This is a genomic window from Aeribacillus sp. FSL k6-2211, from assembly GCF_037966125.1.
In the GTDB taxonomy this organism is placed as follows: domain Bacteria; phylum Bacillota; class Bacilli; order Bacillales; family Aeribacillaceae; genus Aeribacillus; species Aeribacillus composti.
Genome location: NZ_CP150190.1, coordinates 1,338,415 through 1,357,601, shown reverse-complemented (window position 1 = coordinate 1,357,601; position 19,187 = coordinate 1,338,415). Strand labels below are relative to the sequence as shown.

General features: G+C 38.7%; 17 protein-coding genes, 1 pseudogene and 1 riboswitch. Of the genes and pseudogenes, 7 read left to right on the top strand and 11 right to left on the bottom strand.

The annotated features are described in order from the left end of the window. Window position 1: 1 nt before the first annotated feature. Genes NSU19_RS06655 through NSU19_RS06645 form a run of 3 tightly spaced genes read right to left on the bottom strand, consistent with a single transcriptional unit; the run spans window position 2 to window position 2,102 of the window. Window positions 2-778, bottom strand: a complete 777-nt coding sequence (locus NSU19_RS06655; protein WP_339199388.1) for an ABC-2 family transporter protein — start codon at window positions 776-778, stop codon at window positions 2-4. Then, window positions 768-1,748 (bottom strand): ATP-binding cassette domain-containing protein, encoded by a 981-nt coding sequence (locus tag NSU19_RS06650; RefSeq protein WP_339199386.1) that lies wholly within the window; start codon window positions 1,746-1,748, stop codon window positions 768-770. The genes NSU19_RS06655 and NSU19_RS06650 overlap by 11 nt, the downstream gene beginning before the upstream one ends. 57 nt (window positions 1,749-1,805) lie before the next feature. Then, window positions 1,806-2,102 carry a DUF3219 family protein gene (locus NSU19_RS06645; protein ID WP_094245447.1) on the bottom strand — a complete coding sequence of 99 codons (297 nt, stop codon included), beginning with the start codon at window positions 2,100-2,102 and terminating at the stop codon, window positions 1,806-1,808. 145 nt (window positions 2,103-2,247) lie between these two features. On the opposite strand from NSU19_RS06645, the gene NSU19_RS06640 reads away from it, so the two are divergent. From NSU19_RS06640 to NSU19_RS06630, 3 genes are all read left to right on the top strand, one after another. After that, window positions 2,248-2,439 carry a hypothetical protein gene (locus NSU19_RS06640; RefSeq protein ID WP_339199383.1) on the top strand — a complete coding sequence of 64 codons (192 nt, stop codon included), beginning with the start codon at window positions 2,248-2,250 and terminating at the stop codon, window positions 2,437-2,439. Window positions 2,440-2,809: 370 nt separating this feature from the next. Then, a complete protein-coding gene (locus NSU19_RS06635) occupies window positions 2,810-4,150 on the top strand; it encodes a cytochrome ubiquinol oxidase subunit I (RefSeq protein WP_144597509.1) in 1,341 nt (446 codons plus the stop codon). Further along, window positions 4,147-5,166, top strand: a complete 1,020-nt coding sequence (locus tag NSU19_RS06630; RefSeq protein WP_063386398.1) for a cytochrome d ubiquinol oxidase subunit II — start codon at window positions 4,147-4,149, stop codon at window positions 5,164-5,166. The genes NSU19_RS06635 and NSU19_RS06630 overlap by 4 nt, the downstream gene beginning before the upstream one ends. A 185-nt stretch (window positions 5,167-5,351) precedes the next feature. On the opposite strand, the gene cydC is transcribed toward NSU19_RS06630, so the two are convergent. Both cydC and cydD read right to left on the bottom strand, forming a co-directional pair. After that, on the bottom strand, window positions 5,352-7,073 hold the full coding sequence (gene cydC, locus NSU19_RS06625; RefSeq protein WP_339199380.1) for a thiol reductant ABC exporter subunit CydC: 1,722 nt from the start codon (window positions 7,071-7,073) through the stop codon (window positions 5,352-5,354). Continuing rightward, complete coding sequence (gene cydD, locus NSU19_RS06620) at window positions 7,070-8,803, bottom strand: thiol reductant ABC exporter subunit CydD (protein ID WP_339199377.1); 1,734 nt, start codon at window positions 8,801-8,803, stop codon at window positions 7,070-7,072. Before cydD ends, cydC begins: the two co-directional genes overlap by 4 nt. A gap of 350 nt (window positions 8,804-9,153) precedes the next feature. Between cydD and NSU19_RS06615 the strand changes: the two genes are divergently transcribed. Further along, a complete protein-coding gene (locus NSU19_RS06615; protein WP_117017355.1) occupies window positions 9,154-9,588 on the top strand; it encodes a hypothetical protein in 435 nt (144 codons plus the stop codon). After that, window positions 9,576-9,869, top strand: coding sequence for a YxcD family protein (locus tag NSU19_RS06610; RefSeq protein ID WP_066251682.1), 294 nt, complete (start codon window positions 9,576-9,578; stop codon window positions 9,867-9,869). The genes NSU19_RS06615 and NSU19_RS06610 overlap by 13 nt, the downstream gene beginning before the upstream one ends. A 131-nt stretch (window positions 9,870-10,000) precedes the next feature. On the opposite strand, the gene NSU19_RS06605 is transcribed toward NSU19_RS06610, so the two are convergent. The 5 genes from NSU19_RS06605 to NSU19_RS06585 form a co-directional block, all read right to left on the bottom strand. Further along, window positions 10,001-10,765: a hypothetical protein gene (locus NSU19_RS06605; RefSeq protein ID WP_339199374.1), complete on the bottom strand. Its 765-nt coding sequence runs from the start codon at window positions 10,763-10,765 to the stop codon at window positions 10,001-10,003. Window positions 10,766-11,009: 244 nt separating this feature from the next. Beyond that, window positions 11,010-12,584 (bottom strand): class I SAM-dependent DNA methyltransferase, encoded by a 1,575-nt coding sequence (locus tag NSU19_RS06600; RefSeq protein WP_063386404.1) that lies wholly within the window; start codon window positions 12,582-12,584, stop codon window positions 11,010-11,012. 616 nt (window positions 12,585-13,200) lie between these two features. Further along, the gene (locus NSU19_RS06595; RefSeq protein WP_063386406.1) at window positions 13,201-13,509 is read right to left on the bottom strand and encodes a hypothetical protein; all 309 of its coding nucleotides are present in this window, start codon (window positions 13,507-13,509) and stop codon (window positions 13,201-13,203) included. 218 nt (window positions 13,510-13,727) lie between these two features. Continuing rightward, window positions 13,728-13,865 carry a hypothetical protein gene (locus NSU19_RS06590; RefSeq protein ID WP_311067083.1) on the bottom strand — a complete coding sequence of 46 codons (138 nt, stop codon included), beginning with the start codon at window positions 13,863-13,865 and terminating at the stop codon, window positions 13,728-13,730. Window positions 13,866-14,291: 426 nt separating this feature from the next. After that, window positions 14,292-15,569, bottom strand: a complete 1,278-nt coding sequence (locus NSU19_RS06585; protein WP_339199370.1) for a HAMP domain-containing methyl-accepting chemotaxis protein — start codon at window positions 15,567-15,569, stop codon at window positions 14,292-14,294. Between the two features lie 514 nt (window positions 15,570-16,083). Next, window positions 16,084-16,173: riboswitch (cyclic di-GMP riboswitch) on the bottom strand. A 564-nt stretch (window positions 16,174-16,737) separates the two neighbouring features. On the opposite strand from NSU19_RS06585, the gene NSU19_RS06580 reads away from it, so the two are divergent. Continuing rightward, window positions 16,738-17,988 carry an IS4 family transposase gene (locus tag NSU19_RS06580; RefSeq protein ID WP_339197272.1) on the top strand — a complete coding sequence of 417 codons (1,251 nt, stop codon included), beginning with the start codon at window positions 16,738-16,740 and terminating at the stop codon, window positions 17,986-17,988. A gap of 526 nt (window positions 17,989-18,514) precedes the next feature. Then, window positions 18,515-18,659, top strand: a pseudogene (locus tag NSU19_RS06575) (ectoine/hydroxyectoine ABC transporter ATP-binding protein EhuA); the annotation flags it as partial. A gap of 85 nt (window positions 18,660-18,744) precedes the next feature. On the opposite strand, the gene NSU19_RS06570 reads toward NSU19_RS06575, so the two are convergent. Continuing rightward, the gene (locus NSU19_RS06570) at window positions 18,745-18,939 is read right to left on the bottom strand and encodes a hypothetical protein (protein WP_063386410.1); all 195 of its coding nucleotides are present in this window, start codon (window positions 18,937-18,939) and stop codon (window positions 18,745-18,747) included. Between the last annotated feature and the right edge of the window lie 248 nt (window positions 18,940-19,187).

Here is a 19,187-nt window from a genome sequence, read left to right as displayed (position 1 = left end):
ATTATCCCCCCACAGCTTGGTTTTTCCTTAGACCAGCCTTCCAAAGCAACAATACTGCAAGCATAAAAAACATGCACCAAACTGCAGCCCATCCAAATCCGTACACAATATCCATCCCTTGGACGCTTCCGGTCAAAATTTCGATTGGAAACCCGACCATATATCGAAAAGGCAAATAAAAGCTGATCGTTTTCAAAAACGGCGGCAGGAGCGACATCGGGGCAATGCGGCCCGACAAAAAGAGAGACACCGCTTCAAACATGCCGTACAAAGCCGTCACTTTTGTCACCCAAAAACCTAACAGACCAAATGTGTAGCTGAATAAAAAACGAATGACCGCTGCCAATAAAAGCGCACAAAAGAATAACAGCCACTGCGCCGCACTTATTTGATCCAGCCGCAGCGCCGGAATAAAGACCGCCAATAGGCCCCATGCCGGAATTAAAATGACGAAAAATAACGCTTTATACACGATATTTTCAGCAATGGCCCAATGTATCGGGTGAAACGGACGGACAATTTGATAAGAAAAGGTTCCCTCCCTTATTTCCCGCTCCAATTCCCAAACGTCCCAAGCGCTTGTCATGCGTTCAACAAAAATCAATGCCGCAAAGTAAAAAATAAACGCATTCTCCTGATCAGGATCAATATTCATCCAGACCATCATCGTGATCAGCGGCTGAACCATGGCTCCTGTCATCCACACGATCGTCGCCAGCCGGTAGGCAAACATCTCCACATATTTCATGCGAAGAAGAACAGAGTATTTACGAAACATGTGCATCCTCCTGAAACGCGAGCGTTATCACTTCTTCCATCGGCGGATCTTCTATATTTAAATCGCGAACATCAAACTGCTGCAAAAATCGGGAGGATACCTCGTGAATGCGTTCCCTTGGCACACGAAGCGTTACTTTACCCTCTTTTGCATCGACTAATTCGCCGTATGCATCCCATGAAATATCGGGAATGGACGAAAGCTGAACCTCTAGCAATTTATACGGCGTCAATTTTTCCGTCAACATGTCCAATTCACCATCATACAACAGCTTCCCATGATTAATAATGAGCACCCGATCGCACAGCGCTGTCACATCGCCCATGTAATGCGATGTCAACAATACTGTCGTTCGGTGCTCGCGGTTATATTGTCCTATAAAGCGGCGGACTTTTTCCTGCGTATGGACATCCAAGCCGATCGTCGGTTCATCCAAAAATAAAACCTTCGGCCGATGCAAAAGCGCGGCTGCCAATTCGCATTTCATCCGCTGTCCGAGAGACAAACTCCGCGTTGGTTTCGTCAAGAGCTCTTCTAACTCCAGCAGCTCGACAAGCTCATCCAACGTTTGCCGAAACGCACGGTCTTCTATTTCGTATATCGCTTTATTGACGAGAAACGTTTCCATTGGCGGAATATCCCATATGAGCTGGCTTTTCTGTCCCATGACTAAACTCATGATCTTCTTAAATTCCGCTTTTTGTTCAAACGGTACATATCCGGCAACTTGAATGCTCCCGGAGCTTGGATAAAGCAAACCGGCCAGCATTTTAATTGTCGTTGTTTTCCCCGCTCCGTTCGGCCCTAAAAATGCGACAATTTCTCCCGAAGGAATAGTAAATGAAATGTCTCGCACCGCTTCCACAGTACGAATTTCCCTCTTAAACAAACTGCGTACAGCCCCCGTCCACCCTGCTTGCCGAACGTGAACTCGAAATTGCTTGTACAAATGCTCTACTTGAATTGACATAGTGCCTCCCTCTGTTTCTTCGAACACCATGGGATTACGCCATTGAAACAATCATTGTTAAATCGTCTCAATTAATTCTAATCGAAAATCACCAACCTGATTTTTTTTGTACAAATTCGTCACAGAAGTGGAATAATTTTGTATCGTCCCCCTAAAGTTCAGGTCTCTTTCAGGAACTGACACATCAAACGTTTGCTGATACAGCAGCGTCGTAATATCATGATATTCATCGCTTCTCACCTTAAAAGCAAAACGAATTTTATGTAATGGCTCACCGTTTGGTTGATGAACCACTTCCTCTTCATACTCCTCTACTTGTATCTCTACACCATTCAATATTACTTTCTTCACCATACGATCCATCCCTCCTTGGCAGCTGTTTATAAAAAATCATAGCACGAACGCTTCCTGCCCACAAACTAGCATGCTTATGAATATACAACATAAATTCGAAGCTGTTTTGACTCTATTTACCCAGATGAACAGCAGCTAAAAACCCGTGCGATTTAGAACGGACTATGTAACATTTTTGATTTTATATAGTCAAGATGAATGCAGCCGTTTTTTGTTTGCCAAAAAATATACATTTAGAGGCGGCAGCAACAATCCGTTCGATTATGGATTCAAACGTTCTGCCAATTTCGCAGCCAAACATAAACAGAATCTTATTGGCTGCTTTCAGGCTTTTTAAGCCAGGGAAAACATGTATTTTTTTTCACAGGACTTAACCCAATATTTTCTTAACCCGGCAGATAATCCGATATGATTTGAAAATCATGTATATTCTTTAAATATTTGTACAAACATATGTTGAGCAATGCTGATTTTTTCAGATTTTGCAAATGGTACAGGCTGCCTAAAATGCTATAATATGGCATAAACTAAGCGAAAAGAGCCAATGTTCACATATTTTTCATTCTCTCTATATACATTTGTCAAAGAGAATTGACAAAGAGCACATTTTTATAAAGTAAAATGAAATCATATTGTATTGGTTCATCCTGATCATATACTCATGACCGGTTTCAAAGATTTATCCCATTCAAAAGGAGGAAATAAAATTGTTATTTGAAGACCCCGTATTCAGCAGTCGAATGCTGACTATCCTTACACTTTCTTTTCACGCTATTTACGCAACCATTGGGGTAGGCGTTCCGTTGATGATCATGATTGCCCAGTGGGTTGGGATCAAAAAAAATGACGAACATTATCTTTTAATGGCTAGACGTTGGGCGCGGGGGTATGTCATCACCGTAGCTGTCGGCGTTGTAACAGGAACTGCGATTGGACTCCAGCTGTCATTGCTCTGGCCGAATTTTATGGAACTTGCCGGAAATGTGATCGCATTGCCACTTTTTATGGAAGTATTTGCTTTTTTCTTTGAAGCAATCTTTCTCGGAATTTATATGTACACTTGGGAACGATTTAAAAATCAGCGGAAGCACCTGCTCTTTCTGATTCCTGTCTCCCTTGGCGCCGCCTTTTCTGCCTTTTTTATTACCATCGTCAACTCTTTTATGAATGCGCCGCAAGGGTTTGACATTGTAAATGGTGAACTCATCAATGTCAATCCGCTGGGTGCGATTTTTAACCCGGCCATGCCGACAAAAGTCGCACACGTAGTCGCAACCGCCTTTATGACAGCCGCCTTTACGCTGGCATCTATTGCAGCATGCCAATTATTAAAAGGCTCCAACCATGTTTATCATAAAAAAGCCTTGTTTTTAACTATGAAAATAGGACTGATTTTCTCCATTGCAACAGCTGTTATCGGAGATTTTTCCGGCAAATATTTAGCTGAGTACCAGCCAGAGAAATTGGCGGCTGCGGAATGGCATTTTGAAACAGAAGGAAATGCTCCTCTAGTCATGTTTGGTATTTTAGATGACGAACAAAACATTAAATATGCACTTAAATTCCCATATTTGCTCAGTATTTTGGCGCATGGAGATCCAAATGCAGAAGTTATCGGACTAGACCAATTTTCAAATTTTGAATCTCCTCCGCTTTATATTCATTATTTTTTTGATATTATGGTAGCCATTGGCGTTTTCATGATTTTATTAGCACTTATCTATTGGATTGGAGTGAAGCGCGGATGGGCTTTCATCAACCAAAAATGGTTCCGCATGCTCATTGTGCTCGGAGGGCCTCTATCTTTTATCGCGATTGAGGCTGGCTGGTGGTTGACTGAATTTGGCCGTCAGCCTTGGATCCTTCGCGGAATTATGACAACGGGTGAAGCAGCAACTTCAAGCGGCCATGTAGGTCTTATGCTCATTCTTTTTGCCATTTTGTATTTGATTTTAGGAATCGGCACGATTGTGATTCTTCGCCGGTTGTTTAAAAATAATCCGGTGGAAAGAGAGCTTGAAAATCGATTAGGCGGTGAGCAGTCATGAGCTTGGAGATTATTGGGATATCCGTCCTTTGGATCTTTTTGTTCGGCTATGTGATCGTTGGATCCATTGATTACGGCGCTGGATTCTTTAATGCTTACAGCATTTTGAGTGGCAAGCAGCATATATTGTCCAAAATTATTCAACGCTACCTGTCTCCAGTTTGGGAGGTAACCAATGTATTTTTCGTTTTCTTCTTTGTTGGGATTGTCGGTTTTTTCCCAAAAACCGCATTTTATTATGGGACAACTCTCCTTGTTCCGGGAAGCATTGCGATTATTTTGCTTGCCATTCGCGGGTCTTATTACGCATTTGAAACGTATTCATCAAAAGGGCATAAAGGGTATGCCTTTATGTATGGATTGTCTGGATTATTGATCCCTGCATCATTATCTGTCGTCTTAGCCATTTCTGAAGGCGGATTTGTCTCGATGGTGGATGAGCATCCAGTTTTAAACTACGTAGCATTATTTAAAAGCCCATTATCTTGGAGCATCGTCGTTTTAAGTATTACGGCCGTCCTTTATATTTCAGCTGTTTTTCTTACATGGTACGCGAATCAAACTGGTGATACAGACGCAACGAATTTAATGAGAAAATATGCTCTTTTCTGGGCATTTCCTTTAATCATAACAGCTTGCGGCATCATTTATGAACTGAGCTATCACAACCAAGAGCATTTTGAACGCATCCTTAATTTATGGTGGATGTTCGCTTTATCGTTTCTTTTATATGTCGGGACTGTCTGGCTCATTTGGAAAAGAAAAAATTATGGATTGGCATTCGGATTGTTAGTAGGTCAATTTCTGTTAGCTTTCTTTGGATATGGAATCTCCCATTATCCGTACTTGCTTTATCCATATTTGTCCATTTATGACAGTTTTACAAACGAAGCTATGGCCATTTCCCTGATCATCGTTTTTATTTTAGGATTAGCCCTTTTGCTCCCTTCCCTTTATTTACTAATAAAACTGTTTCTGTTCGATAAAGATTATGTGAAAGGGCAAAACGCAAAATAAGGAGTGTGGAACGATGAAGACTTTTTTAATTACGTTTGCCCCCTTTCTCGTGCTATTCGCTGCTGCAGCTTTATCATTTTGGACAGCAGTGAAAGATGAGCTCATATCCAAAAGAGGATAAAAATTGAAGCAAGCTTAGAAATCAATCGAAAAAAAGCCGACAGTTTGCTCCATGTCGGCTTTCTTTAATTTGCTGTAAAGACACTTTGTTCAATTTGCTTCATTTGATAAAAGTATCCTTTTTTGTTCATCAATTCTTTGTAGGTTCCCGCTTCTACAACAGCTCCTTCGTCCATAACGATAATTTGATCCATGTTTTCCAGTCCGGCCAGACGATGACTGACAAGGATGACGGTATCATTTTTAGCAGCTTCAAACAGATGATGATAAATAGACTGTTCCGTTAAAGCATCCAAAAATGATGTCGGTTCATCAAGTATCCATAGCGGAGCTTTTTTCAACAATACCCTGGCGATCGCCAGTCTTTGCTTTTCCCCGCCCGATAAATTTCCTCCTCTTTCTAACAACGGATCGGCCAAAGAAAGATAGTCAAGCTTCACCTTTTTCAGCACATCTTCCAAATCTTCGTCAAGCACTGCATCTTTAGCAATCATTAGGTTATCGCGAACGGTACCGTAGAAAAAGTGGTTGTCCTGCAAAATAACGTTCGCATTTTTCCAAAGGCTATCGTCATCTAATTGATCGATCGGGATGCCGTTGATCCGAATCACCCCTTGATAGTTTTTATAAATTTTTAATAAAAGGGCCAGCAAGGTCGATTTGCCCGAACCACTAGGTCCGACAATGGCTGTTTTCGATCCTGCCGGAAATGTAATTGAAACATTTTTTAAAATTTCACCAAATAAATGAAAGGTGACATTCTCCATGACAATTGATGGAGCTTGTTGACCGGGAAGCTCCTTCATTTCTTTCTCATCAGACGTTTTTACAGAAGAGTCTTGATGCGTGGCGTCTGATAGTCTTGCAGCAGCTTGGCGGCTGTCCTCTAAATAACTTGGAAAAGCAGCCATCGGTGCCGCATGTTCAAAAACAGTTAATGAAATCATTACAAGCATGGCAAGAAAAATACCATCTAATTGACCGCCTGCAACGAAATAGACGCCAAGCAAAAGAATAATCCAAGAGACAATTAAAGATACAAACGTATTGACAGATTGACTGAAGAGGTTATGGATTGCTTCACGTTCCTGTTCTTTCAAATAAGCATCGGAGCGTTGGGTAAGCTTCTCTTGTTTATGCTCAAGCTGTTGATAAATTTTTAAATCGCGAAACCCATAAAAAAACTCCGTCACTTCTGTCGATAAATTCCCGCGGCTTTGCCGAACATGACGCTCTACTTTTTTTAGTCTGAAAGCAAAGTAAGCCGGAATTAGGACAGTGGTGAAAATCAAACCGATACATAACACCAAGGCAATATAAAAGGAAAAGAACGAAGTGAAAAAAATGGTCCATAAAAATATGAGAGTGGATACGATCGGCGGATAAAAAACACGCAAAAAGAAGTTTTGCAGCGTTTCCACATCGCCGACAATTCTGGAGAGGAGATCTCCGCTCCGATATTTAAGAAAAATCGCGGGCACCAATGGCTCCAGCTTTTCAAAAAAAGAAACTCGCAACCGGCTTAATATATTGAATGTGGCGCGATGAGAAAAATAACGCTCCCCGTAACGGCTGCCGGCACTGATAAACCCTAACAGTTTTATACACGCTATGAAAACAGTCAGCGTGTAAATTGGCGGTGCAAGAGCTGCTTTAGAAATCAAATAGCCGCTTGAAGCAAACAAACTCACTGTCGCGATTCCTGTTATAAATCCGAAGAGAATGGACAAAAAAAGATCTTTCTTTTCTGTTAATGTCAGCTTTGTAATAAATAGCAAATCTTTCATTTTGCCATGCCTCCCTGTTGGAGCGTTGTCATTTTCCTGTACGCTTCAACTGATTTCAGCAATTCTTTATGTGTTCCGGATGCGATGAGTTCTCCATTTTCCAAAAAAAGAATTTTATCCGCATTTATAATGGTATGAAGCCGATGAGCGACGGTAATGACGGTGGAAGATTGAGCTAATTCCTTTATGGAATCCTGCAAAATTTGTTCTGTTTGAAGATCCAGTCCGGTCGTCGGCTCATCAAACAATATAATGGATGGTTTTTTCAAAAACGCTCGTGCCAGTGCAATTCGTTGTTTTTCCCCTCCGGAAATTCCCCTTCCTCCTTCTCCAATAGGTGTATCAAAACCATTTTCAAGTGATTGGACAAGCTTTAAAATCCCTGCCTTTTCGGCTGCTTGTTCGATTTCCTCTCTCGTTGCATCGAGTTTTCCTCCCAAGGCGATATTTTCCGCAATCGTTCCAGAAAAAAGATACGGATTTTGCGAAATATAGCTGATTTCATTGAACCAGCTCTTTTCGTTCAAATCAGACCGCCGAATTCCGTTCACATAAATTTCCCCTTCAGTAAGCGGAACAAGACCTGCAATCACATGTAATAAAGTCGATTTCCCAGCGCCGCTCTTTCCGACAATTGCCACTTGCTCAAACGGGCGGATTTCAGCATTTATATTTTTTAAGGCAAACCTATCTCCCTCGTAACGAAATCCCGCTTCTTCTATACGAATGATCGGCGGTCCTTCACCTTTTGGCAAAACTGCCTTCCCCCATTTTACTGGCTTTCCGATTGCGTTTAGCTCCTCTTCAATCTTTCTTGCCGCCCCCATACTTCCTCTGCCTGCATGAAAGGCGCTTCCTAAATCTTTCAGTGCATTATAAAACTCAGGAGCTAGAATCAGCATAAAAAACGCGGTAAAAAAAGAAATGTTTTGAAAAATAATTAAGCGAATCGCCACATCAAGGGCAATCAATCCCATACTAAGCATGGAAATGAACTCCAGCATAAAAGAAGAGGTAAAAGCAATTTTCAATACTTCCATCGTCGCATCACGAAAGCCATGGCTGCTTTTTCTGATCGCTTCTTTCTGCTGTTTCGCACGGTTGAACAGCTTAAGGGTTGTCAGCCCTTGCAAAGTGTCAAGAAAATGTCCCGATAAAGCGGTCATTTTCTCCATTTGCTCCTCCGATTTCTTTTTCGTTTTGTAGCCAATGATGATCATGAATATCGGTATAAATGGCGCTGTGATCACCATGATTAATCCAGTAAATGGATGGCTAGCAAACACAACGAAAAGAATGAGAAGAGGTATGATCGACGTTTGAACTGCCTTTGGAATATAAATGCTAAAGTAGCTGTCGATTTCATCTACCGCATCCAGCAATACACTTGCTTTTTGTCCTGTTTTCCCTTGCAGCGATACTTGCAGCGGGTTGCTTGAAAATTTATTTAATAAAGATTGGCGAAGATCTTTTTTCACTTTGGACGCTATTTTAATTCCTGTTAAACCGCTGAAATAATGGGATGCAGTTCTGGCCAAAAGAACAATGAACAAACCTAAAAGCAACTGGAAAACATCAGCAAAAGACTGTTTCTGTAAAAAAATGCGATCGACAATCGCCGCAAAAAAATAAGCTTGTCCAATAATGGCAGCACCAGAGATTAAAGCAAGCACGATTAGCAACATCAATTTTGTTTTCTGCTTAAAAGCCAATTTTTTTAGCTGAACCATCCTTTCATGCCTCCCAAAAAAAACACGTCCATAGATACGTTTGATGAAACTTGAAGAAACTCTTTTAACATGGCAGTCCAAACGTTTTACAGTTCGCAAATTCTTTCAAACAAGTATACATGATAAAATATATTCAAGTAAAACAACGGCCTCACCATTTTTTTAAAGTCTTCTATTCCTTGTTTACAACTTTGTAATTGTTGAATAACATGCTTAGATGAAAGAAAAATTTTTATTCGTTTATTATAGAAAGATATCAAATCGTGAAACTAATTTGATTTTCTATCGTATATAACATTGAAACTGAGTTCACAAAAATACGAATACTTTCATACAGGGGGAAGTCGAAATTGAAAAAATTATTAGCAGCTTTGTTTACTTTCGCGCTTATTTTTTCACCTGTTGGAAATGTTGTTTTTCAAGATCATCCAACGATAGTAGAGGCGAAGTCATACAAATCAGGAAAAAAAAGCTTCAATTTGAATAAAAATACTACAACGAACAGTTCGAATTTCCAAGATAAAAAGGCAAACACTCCAAAAAATCAATCTGCCGCCTCCAAAGGCACATTCTCATCAGGAGGATTTTTCAAAGGCCTAATGTTAGGAGGGCTTGCCGGATTATTATTTGGCGGACTGCTAGCAAACATGGGTATATTCGGTTCAATTTTAGGTTTATTCATTAATTTGCTCGCAATCGTTATTCTCATCTCGATCATTCGCAAAATTTTCGTCCTGATCAAGCATAAAAAAGAAAAAGAGGCTGCTAATCCATGGAAAAGCTGATCATTCCGGAGCAAGATATTATTAACGCCATCTGCGTGTACATTTCCCGAAAAAAACAAATAAAGCCGGAAGAAGTTGTAGTGGAGCTGATGTATGACGACGATTACGGCTTTTCTGCCGAAGCGTATGTAAACGACCGAAAGCAAGTACTTATTACCGCAAACATCATCGAAGCTCTGCGTCTTTGGCTCGATGAATTTTTAAACGAAGACCCGTACGCTGGGATTGAACTTGTGTTGGATGATGAAGAAGGAATGATTGCCATCGTCAAAGGAAGATAAACGAACAATCTTTAAAAATAATCAGCACAAATTCGGCTGACTATGGATTGCGCTGGAACATTATGAAAAATGTTTCGGCGCTTTTTCATGTTTCCAATTAAAATCCACTCTGAATCTAAAAAAACTCTATTTTATTGATTTTTTAAAATGCGATGAATCTCTTTAATCTCTACCCCGTATTCAACTGAACGTGCTGACAATTCCTCAATCACACGCTGCTGACGTGCTACAAATTGTTCTAAATTCTCATAAGTTTTAGGGATTCCTGTAATTTTTCGTTCGATATTTTCCATTTTTACTTCTAATCGGGATTGTCCTTCTTTTAGTTCTTTCATCCCTACTTTTAGCTCTTTCAACTCTTCTTTTACACCTTGTTGTTCGACTGCCAAACGGTGTTGTCCTTCTTTTAGTTCTTTCAGCTCTTCCTTCATATCTTTTTGCTCAACTGCTAAACGAGACTGACCTTCCTTTAGCTCTTTCAGCTCTTCCTTCATACCTTTTTGCTCAACTGCTAAACGAGACTGACCTTCCTTTAGCTCTTTCAGCTCCTTCTTCATATCTTTTTGCTCAACTGCTAAACGAGACTGACCTTCTTTTAGCTCTTTCAGCTCCTTCTTCATATCTTTTTGCTCAACTGCTAAACGAGACTGACCTTCCTTTAGCTCTTTCAGCTCTTCCTTCATACCTTTTTGCTCAACTGCTAAACGAGACTGACCTTCTTTTAGCTCTTTCAGCTCCTCCTTCATACCTTTTTGCTCAACTGCTAAACGAGACTGACCTTCTTTTAGCTCTTTCAGCTGTTCCTTTACACCTTGTTGTTCGACTGCTAAACGGGATTGTCCTTCTTTCATTTCTTTTAGCTCTGATAATATTAATTTTAACGCTTCTTCCATCATATTAAACCTCCATCATGATTCATTTTATAATAACAAATATCTATCCTCTAAACGTTTCTACATAAAATAATAGAACAAATGTTTGGTTTTGTGAAGAAAAAGTTTCATATTAACTTCTGCTTTTATAATGATTATAATACACTTTTCTCTGACAGAAAGGTCTTAATACCACCTTTTTTCCTCGATTAATCTTTATTAGGAAATTTTCGAAAGCACCGATAAAAAAATTTCACATTTTCTCAGATCATTCATTTTTTTCCCTTTTGAATACTAAGTTTGACTTTTCCCCATTCCGATACATCAGCTCCTCCAGGTTTTGTTTGATTTTTTCTTGTAGTTTGTTCGATTCTTCAAATTGTTCGAGCAACCGTTTCGTTAGTTCGGCTATTTTTTGCTCAAAAGGAATGTCTTCTTCTTCTTCTGCCTCTGTTCCGACGTACATGCTTGGTGTCAGTTTGTAGTCGTTTTGTTGTACTTCTTCAAGTTTTGCAATTTTACAGAAACCTTCAATATTTTCGCAGCTTTTTGCATGTTCATATTTAAATGCTCGATAAACTGATGCGATTTTATCAATTTCTTCTTTAGACAATGCTTTTTGCTTGCGGCTGACGGGCTTTCCCATTTTTCGGGCATCGATAAACAAAATTTTGTTTCTTCGAGCACGGTAACCGTTTTTTCCATCGCGGTTTTTGCTTAAAAAGAACAAACAGCACGGTATGCCTGTTGTGAAAAACAGTTTTTCCGGCAATTGGACAACGCAATCGATGTACCCTTCATCCACCAATATTTTCCGCACTTCCTTTTCTTCCTTAACATTAGTTGTCATTGCGCCATTTGCCATCACAAACCCTGCTGATCCTGCATCATTTAAATGGTATAAGAAATGCTGCATCCACATATAGTTTGCATTGCTGTTTGTAACAGGCCCGATCAAGCGCGGATCGCTTTTCGATATTCTGTCCGCCCCCCAATCTTTTTGATTAAACGGCGGGTTGGCAATCACATAATCAGCCTTTAATTCAGGAAATTGATCGTTCAACAGCGAATCTCCCAGCCGTATTTCCGCATTGATGCCATGAAGCAATACGTTCATTTTTCCAAGACGTACTGTCGTGACGACATTTTCCTGTCCGTAAAATAAAAGAGACTTTTTATTCGGCGCATACCTCCCGCTTTGAATAAACATTCCACCGCTTCCACACGCTGGATCAAACACGATACCTCTTTTCGGTTCAAGCATCTCCACCAGCAATTCCACAATACAGGATGGGGTAAAAAACTCGCCGCCTCTGTTCCCTTCTGACGAAGCAAATGAACTAATAAAATACTCATAAGTACGACCGAGTATATCTATGCTGTCTTCCGAGCTGCCACTAAACACATCACGTGAAAAAATTTCAATTAATCCAGCAACATTTTCTACCGGTAAGTTCAAGCCTTGATAAATTTGCGGCAGCACCCCTGTCAATTCTGGGTTTTCTTCCTCGATTCGCTTCATCGCATTATCGAGAATTTCTTTAATATTCGGCTGTTTAGCATTTTTCATTATATAGTGCCAGCTTGCTTCCTTCGGGACGACAAACACATTTTTATCTCTATATTGATGAGAATCTGAAACGAAACCTTGCTGCATTTCTTCATTTTCCGCAAATATTTGCTCCAACTCATTGCAGCTCTGTTCATATTTATTCGAAAGATAGCGCAAAAAAATAAGCGGCAGTACATAATGTTTATAGTCAGCTGGAGCCACGCTTCCGCGCATTTTATTAGCTGCTTCAAATAATTCTTTTTGGAAATCAATCTCTGCTTTAACCGCCATGGTTTTCCCCCTCTAAATCTTTCTGTCGATTCATTGTATTTTAAAAATATTTTAGCATAATCTGTCTTCCTCTTTTTCAAAACAAAAGAGCGGCCCATGCTTTGGCCGCAATAAGAAACAAAATAAATTTTCGAATTTTCACAATATGAACTGTCGATTGATATCCTCTTCCTGCAAACTTTTGGGCATTTATGTTCTTCATCAATTCTGAATTTGGTTGAAAAAATAATACCCTTTCTACATATGCTGCTTTAATCAAGAAAAACGTGCCAGTGCTTTTTGCTGAAGGGATAAAAAAATTTAATTTACAAAATCTTTAAACTTTCACTGCATCCATACAGCAGCTTTCTTTTCCAATCTTCTCGATCATTTACGTGCTCACCATTTTATAACTAGATCGTAACCCGGGCTGAATTCAAATAAAGGAAGATGCTTTACAGTCTTACAATTTTTTGCATTTTCACATTTTTTTAAAACGTACCGTCCCTATCATCATAACAGTTTCAGAAATGATCAAATGCTAAAATAAATCCCAAACGATAAAACTTAAAAAACTAGGTTACCTGTCATGTTTCCCTTTAAAAAAATGAAGGAAAGTAAAATCTCCTTTATTATTTTACCTTCCCCATACATTAGGATGTAACAAATTGACTCTTGAAGAACCGTCACGGTTCAGCTTTTTATACTTGTTTGTTGTCTCCAATAATTTACGTAAAGCAAACTCAAACTCTTCGTGCGATAATTGCTTAGTAGCCAATAAATAGTAAAGAACGGCAAATGCAATGGGTATCGTATCAACTTGAATATTTACATCAACATTTACATCTGAATTACCGCTCGAATCAATGGAAGATTTATTTGATTGAGGGCTTTGAGTAGAAGCATTCCGTAACCAAGAGAACTCTCCTTTATCTAAATGTTCCATAACATTCTCACCCTATATTATAGGTGGGACAAAAAAGACATCTCACCCACATTTAATTATGCTCAATTAATCTCTTTGCTCTTGGTTTTGATCTTGATCAGATTCTGCTTTCGACCGAACTTTTGCATCTGAATCGGAATCAACATGAATATCAATTTCCACTTTTGAGTTGCCGCTATTATTTACTTTTGCAATATTTGTGTTACGATCAATATTTTTTAATTATTCTCTAATTCGTTGTCCGTATCCACATCAACGTCACTTTTAAAATCTACATCAGCTTTTGCCTTTGCGTTCGCACGTTTTTCTGAATCGGAGCGTCTATTCTCTTCTTTGTCTGGATACCATACACTCATTCGTTTCACCACCTTTCTTGCTTTTGTCAATATAGTATTCATAATGAAATAATTTACTGGTCAAATATTCTAGTGAAAACATGGATTTTTTTCAAAAAGATGCGGCGGGAAAGTTAGAAAGGTCGAAATAAACGAATCACTCATGCAGAACGGCACGAATGGAATTTTTGGAGGCAAGGTGCTGGGCGATACGGAAAAGATTTCACAACATCATAAATGAGCATTCAAAAGCTGAAGTTCAAAATTCTGAAGTCCATAAAATCAGCTGAGGCAACGATTCTTTCATTGCCTAAATATTTGTTTTATATTCATTCTCAGATTTATTTGAATCATCTCGAAGGTTTATATTCTATAAACTACGGTATAACAACAGACGGCAGCATCCGGAATGCTTATGTTCTATAAAATGGGGCTGTATTCCCCATTTTATAGCTTGAATTTATGAACTAATTCTTGCATTCCTTCTGCCATTGTTGCAAGCATTTTTGCTGAAGAGGTTATTTCCTCCATCGAAGCTAGTTGTTCCTCTGTAGACGCTGCTACTTGTTCGGATGTTGCTGCGTTTTCTTTTGCTATTGTTGTAAGTTCATCCGCTGTAGATGTTATTTCTTCTACTTCCGCTGAGACTTGTTGAGCTATTGAAGAAATATCCTCAATTTGCGGTGCAATATCCTTCATATTTTGGACGATTTGAACAAATTTTTCAGATGTTTCTTTCGTGATCTCAAGACCATTTTCGACGTTATGTGTTACTTCTGTCATAGCTTTAACAGAGTTTTCTGTATCGCTTTGGATTTTTAAGATTAAATCTGCTATTTGCTTTGCTGATGCCTGAGATTGTTCAGCTAGTTTCCGCACTTCATCGGCTACGACTGCAAAACCATTTCCATGCTCTCCCGCTCTTGCTGCTTCAATTGCCGCATTTAAAGAGAGAAGATTCGTTTGATCGGCAATTCCACTAATTACATCAAGAATTTTACTAATTTCTTTTGAACGTTCATATAAAGACTTTACCATGCTATCAGTCTCTTTAACCAATTTATAGATTGAATTCATCTGGTCAACTGTACGTACAACGGAACTTTCACCATCTTCAGCTTGCTGAGAAGTTTGTTTTGCAAGCTCTGCAACCTGATTAGAACTATCTGCAACACGGATAACCCCTTGTGCAATTTCTTCTAAAGAAGCAGCATTTCGTTCTATTCCATTCGTCTGTGTTTCAGCTCCGCTTGCTACTTGTTGAATGACAGAAGCAACTTGTTCTGTTGCAACTGTTGTCTGATCGGCACTTGCTGTTAATTCTTCAGAAGATGCAGCTACTTGTTCTGCAGTGTTTCTTACTTCCCCAACAACATTTCTCAAGTTTAAAATCATTTCATTCATTGATTGAACTAATTGACCAATCTCATCTTTCGATTTTGTTTCAAGCAGTTTTGCAGACAAATCTCCTTCTGCCACCATTTTCATACGATCTACTACTTGGAAAATTGGTTTTACAATCCGATTTGAAAGAACAATCGCAATCGTCAAGCTGACAAGAACAGAAATAATAATAACAGTTAGCACAAATGTATTTCCTGTTCCTGTTCCTGTTCCATCTGCAGTGAAATGCCCAAGTTGATTTAAACCAAAAATTGCTGCGGTAGTAAATAATAAAATAACAACGACAAATCCACTAATAATCTTTAATCGCAGACTTTTCATTATTGTCCTCCTTACACCGTTTTATTTTAGTAATTTTTACCAATTTCAAACAAAATTGAATCCATTGGATAATTTTGTGATAAAAAAAATTTTTTATAGTTTTGGGGAATAGTAGGTGTAGGGTTGGAGTTGCTCTTCGTTGATGTCGATTACTTCTTTTAATGCATGAAATATTTCCTACATCTACTTCCTTAACTATTACTACCACTAATCTGTTTGATCAGTAGATGAAATTCCGGGAAGACGTTGAAGCAAATCAATTTCAGGAATATTCCCTGGGAAATTCATACTCCCTTTTGACACAGAGGGTTTAGAACGACTGAGATGTTTTTGCAATGGGCCAATAGAATGAACTTTGCCAAAAAATATGTATTTTTATTTTACTCCATCACCAAGCCTCCTTTCCTATGAAAAAATAAAAAAACTGCCCTTAAAAATTCTAAAGAGGGCAGTTGAATAGACAATACATCCGCTAATAACCTTCTTAAAAAGAATCAAAACCATTCTTTATAGGAAGGGCAGCTGGCTGGCATGTCTAATTAAAATAGATTTAGCCCCTTTAGCTTTGCGTCCTACCCTTTCGAGTAGTTTGCCGAAACAAAATTATATTTTTGTAGAAATTTGTAGGAATTTATCAAATAATACCTCTTACTTAATTGTATAACAAATTTTATAGTCAAAATGGTATAGTTAAAATGAACTATATTTAAAATCGATAGGTAAAAAGTTTTAATCGAATGTATGACAATTAGCCTGTTAATCACAAGAAATTTAGGATCAATTGATTAGTAACAAGCCAACATATAATAGTCAGTTTCTTGATTTCTTTATTGGTGAAGATAAAAGACCTATGGAAGGCAGTAAATTTTTCAATTTATTCTCTACATGACAGAAGCTATGACACAAAGCCAACCACTTTTAATAAAAAACTATACAAAAAGCGGACGAAGAAAACTTGTTCTTTTTCTTCCGTCCGCTTTATTTTTGTGGCTTATCGGGTAAAGCTTTTCCAGAATATTGATGATTTACATCAGTAGCATTGCATTAAGTTAATTTTAATTTGTCAAGCCCAATTTTATGTTAAATTTCATCTTTTTGGATATAAAAAAACTCCTTATAATTAGGATTGGCAGTCCTATCCAAATCCTAAGAATAAGGAGAAACCATTATGGATAAGAATACCACAGAATCCACAATAAATGAACTATTTAAAGAGATCGATCCAATAACTTTTTCAAAACTAATTAATGTGATTGACGTTGACAAATACATTAAAAAATTAACAGCGTATAAGTTTTTACAACTTTGTATCATCGCTCAGATAAATGAATTGGAAAGCTTAACAAAATTGGCCAAACATTTGAAAGACAAGGAAGAGTTGCAGACATATCTGGAATTTGATGCAATTAGTACTTCGCAACTTTCTCGCAAATTAGGCCAATTATCCCCTCAACTGTTTGAAAAAGTATTTAAATATCTGGTCTTAAAGATCCAAGGGCAAATGAAAAATGCCCCGATCATCCGAAACATTGGTCGTCTTCTGGTCATTGATTCTACCACGATGAGCATGAGTTTGAGCCAATATCCATGGGCAACTTTTCGTAAGACAAAGGCTGGTGTTCGACTCCATTTAAAGGTTGTTGTAACGAAGGATATCACTGTTCCGGATCAAGGGATTATCTTACCCGCGAAACATGCCGATCGCACACAGATGGACGAACTCATTGAAATCGATCCAAATGCGATTTACTTGTTTGATCGAGGGTATGTCGATTACAAACAGTTCGACCGCTTATGCCGAGAAGGGGTGCGATTCATTACCCGGCTTAAAAAGAACGCAGAGATTGAAGTTTTATCGGAACGGATTCCCAATCCAGAACGTTTGATTTATAGGGATCAGATTGTCATTTTAGGAAATGACCGTAATCATACCAAAATGACTCATCCTCTCCGATTGATCGAAACGGTCGACAGCGAAGGGAATCCCGTGATCATCATAACCAATTGCTTTGATCTTTCTGCGGAAGAGATTGCAGATTTATACCGATATCGCTGGAAGATAGAGACCTTCTTTAAATGGATGAAACAGCACCTTAAGATAAAAAGATTTTATGGAAAAAGTCAAAATGCCGTTTACAATCAAATTTGGATCGCCCTAATCACCTATTGCTTACAGGCCATGCTCCAATTAAAAGTGAATCACGATGGTCCTTTATTAGAGATCAAGCGAACTTTACAGAATCTGCTTTTTAAAGGTTTTGACTGTTTTGTTCGCTCCCTTTTTAAAAAGCCAATTCGAACGTCCAACGGTCGGAAAAAATACCATTGGGAAAAAGATTTTGAAACCATCGTGTACCAATTTGAAGAAGGGGAGGTGGAACACCTAGACGATTTAGTTTATGATCCAATGTTTCTGTAATATATTACCAAATTGTGGAAATGGACTGCCGATTAAGACGTCATTGTCCTTTTAAGCTTGCTTAGAAAGATTGTATGTCTGAATATTCAGTTACATGAAATAACTGGAATTTTTATTGAGCTTGACAAACATTAAATTTTTTTATGCAACGCTACTGGATTTACATACAGACGGGGAATGACCTCTGATTATGGACTTATTTTTGTACCACTTAAAATAGAAAAATATACTCTGTTTAAGAAAAGAAAGGCAGAGAAAAATGGAACATAAATTTTTGCCTTAACCTTAAGCTTGGTACAGTTATGAATTTTAATCTATACGGGGCATATCCCAATAGAATAAGATGTCTTTCTACATCAGGAACAGTTAAAATAGTTGGACATTATTTTTTTAATGAAAAGTATGTAGCTGCTCTTTGAAAAGAAATAAGAATGGCTCCTTCGATGCTCCAATGGTGACGAAATGGCTGGTACAGATAAAGCCCTCAACAATTCCTAGGAAGCCGCTCGTAAAACTGCGGAGAATTATTTTAAAAAAGTTGATTTTAGCTGAAAAAATGAACTATTACCCAAGTCAACTTTCCGGAGGACAACAACAGCGCACAAGAGCTTGCTATGGAACCAAAAGCGATGTTATATGATGAATCGACATCTGCCTTTGATCCCGAATTACATCTTGCAATCTGCGGATAAAAAAAGCCGCCTTAAAGTCATTCTAAAATGACCGTTTAAGACAGCTCGTCGAAAAAATTTTCGTTTACCAATAGTACGGATAACCGCCATAAAATCCTCCGTAATACGGCGGATAAAACGGATATGGCCGCGGTCCTACCAGTGCACTACCTAAAAAGCCGCCGAGCAAGCCGCCAAAAAACGGCGCACCGAAGAAAAAGGGGTTCCGCCCTCCGAAGAAAAAGGGTCTCCTTCCGAAAAATTGACGTTCCGGGTACATTTTCCATACCTCCCGTTGTAACAATTTACATCTCAATATTTTTTATGCATTCGTCACGGCTTTTGTATGGGCATATGTTGGATATCCGGCAAACGTCAAGATTTATTTTAAATAGATGGAAGAAAGAATCCCTCCGCTCTCAGCATTCTAAAGAAGCCTCTATAAAGATACGTCATGATTTTGGGGTTCCGCAAAAATGCCCGTTTCCGGGAGAAAAATGCTTTTGGATAATAGACAGGCGTTATTCC

Bases quoted from the DNA above. Each gene is read 5' to 3' on its own strand.
- NSU19_RS06655 (WP_339199388.1), bottom strand. From the start codon at position 778: ATGTTTCGTAAATACTCTGTTCTTCTTCGCATGAAATATGTGGAGATG.
- NSU19_RS06650 (WP_339199386.1), bottom strand. From the start codon at position 1,748: ATGTCAATTCAAGTAGAGCATTTGTACAAGCAATTTCGAGTTCACGTT.
- NSU19_RS06645 (WP_094245447.1), bottom strand. From the start codon at position 2,102: ATGGTGAAGAAAGTAATATTGAATGGTGTAGAGATACAAGTAGAGGAG.
- NSU19_RS06630 (WP_063386398.1), top strand. From the start codon at position 4,147: ATGAGCTTGGAGATTATTGGGATATCCGTCCTTTGGATCTTTTTGTTC.
- cydC (WP_339199380.1), bottom strand. From the start codon at position 7,073: ATGAAAGATTTGCTATTTATTACAAAGCTGACATTAACAGAAAAGAAA.
- cydD (WP_339199377.1), bottom strand. From the start codon at position 8,803: ATGGTTCAGCTAAAAAAATTGGCTTTTAAGCAGAAAACAAAATTGATG.
- NSU19_RS06610 (WP_066251682.1), top strand. From the start codon at position 9,576: ATGGAAAAGCTGATCATTCCGGAGCAAGATATTATTAACGCCATCTGC.
- NSU19_RS06605 (WP_339199374.1), bottom strand. From the start codon at position 10,765: ATGATGGAAGAAGCGTTAAAATTAATATTATCAGAGCTAAAAGAAATG.
- NSU19_RS06600 (WP_063386404.1), bottom strand. From the start codon at position 12,584: ATGGCGGTTAAAGCAGAGATTGATTTCCAAAAAGAATTATTTGAAGCA.
- NSU19_RS06595 (WP_063386406.1), bottom strand. From the start codon at position 13,509: ATGGAACATTTAGATAAAGGAGAGTTCTCTTGGTTACGGAATGCTTCT.
- NSU19_RS06590 (WP_311067083.1), bottom strand. From the start codon at position 13,865: ATGAGTGTATGGTATCCAGACAAAGAAGAGAATAGACGCTCCGATTCA.
- NSU19_RS06585 (WP_339199370.1), bottom strand. From the start codon at position 15,569: ATGAAAAGTCTGCGATTAAAGATTATTAGTGGATTTGTCGTTGTTATT.
- NSU19_RS06580 (WP_339197272.1), top strand. From the start codon at position 16,738: ATGGATAAGAATACCACAGAATCCACAATAAATGAACTATTTAAAGAG.
- NSU19_RS06570 (WP_063386410.1), bottom strand. From the start codon at position 18,939: ATGTACCCGGAACGTCAATTTTTCGGAAGGAGACCCTTTTTCTTCGGA.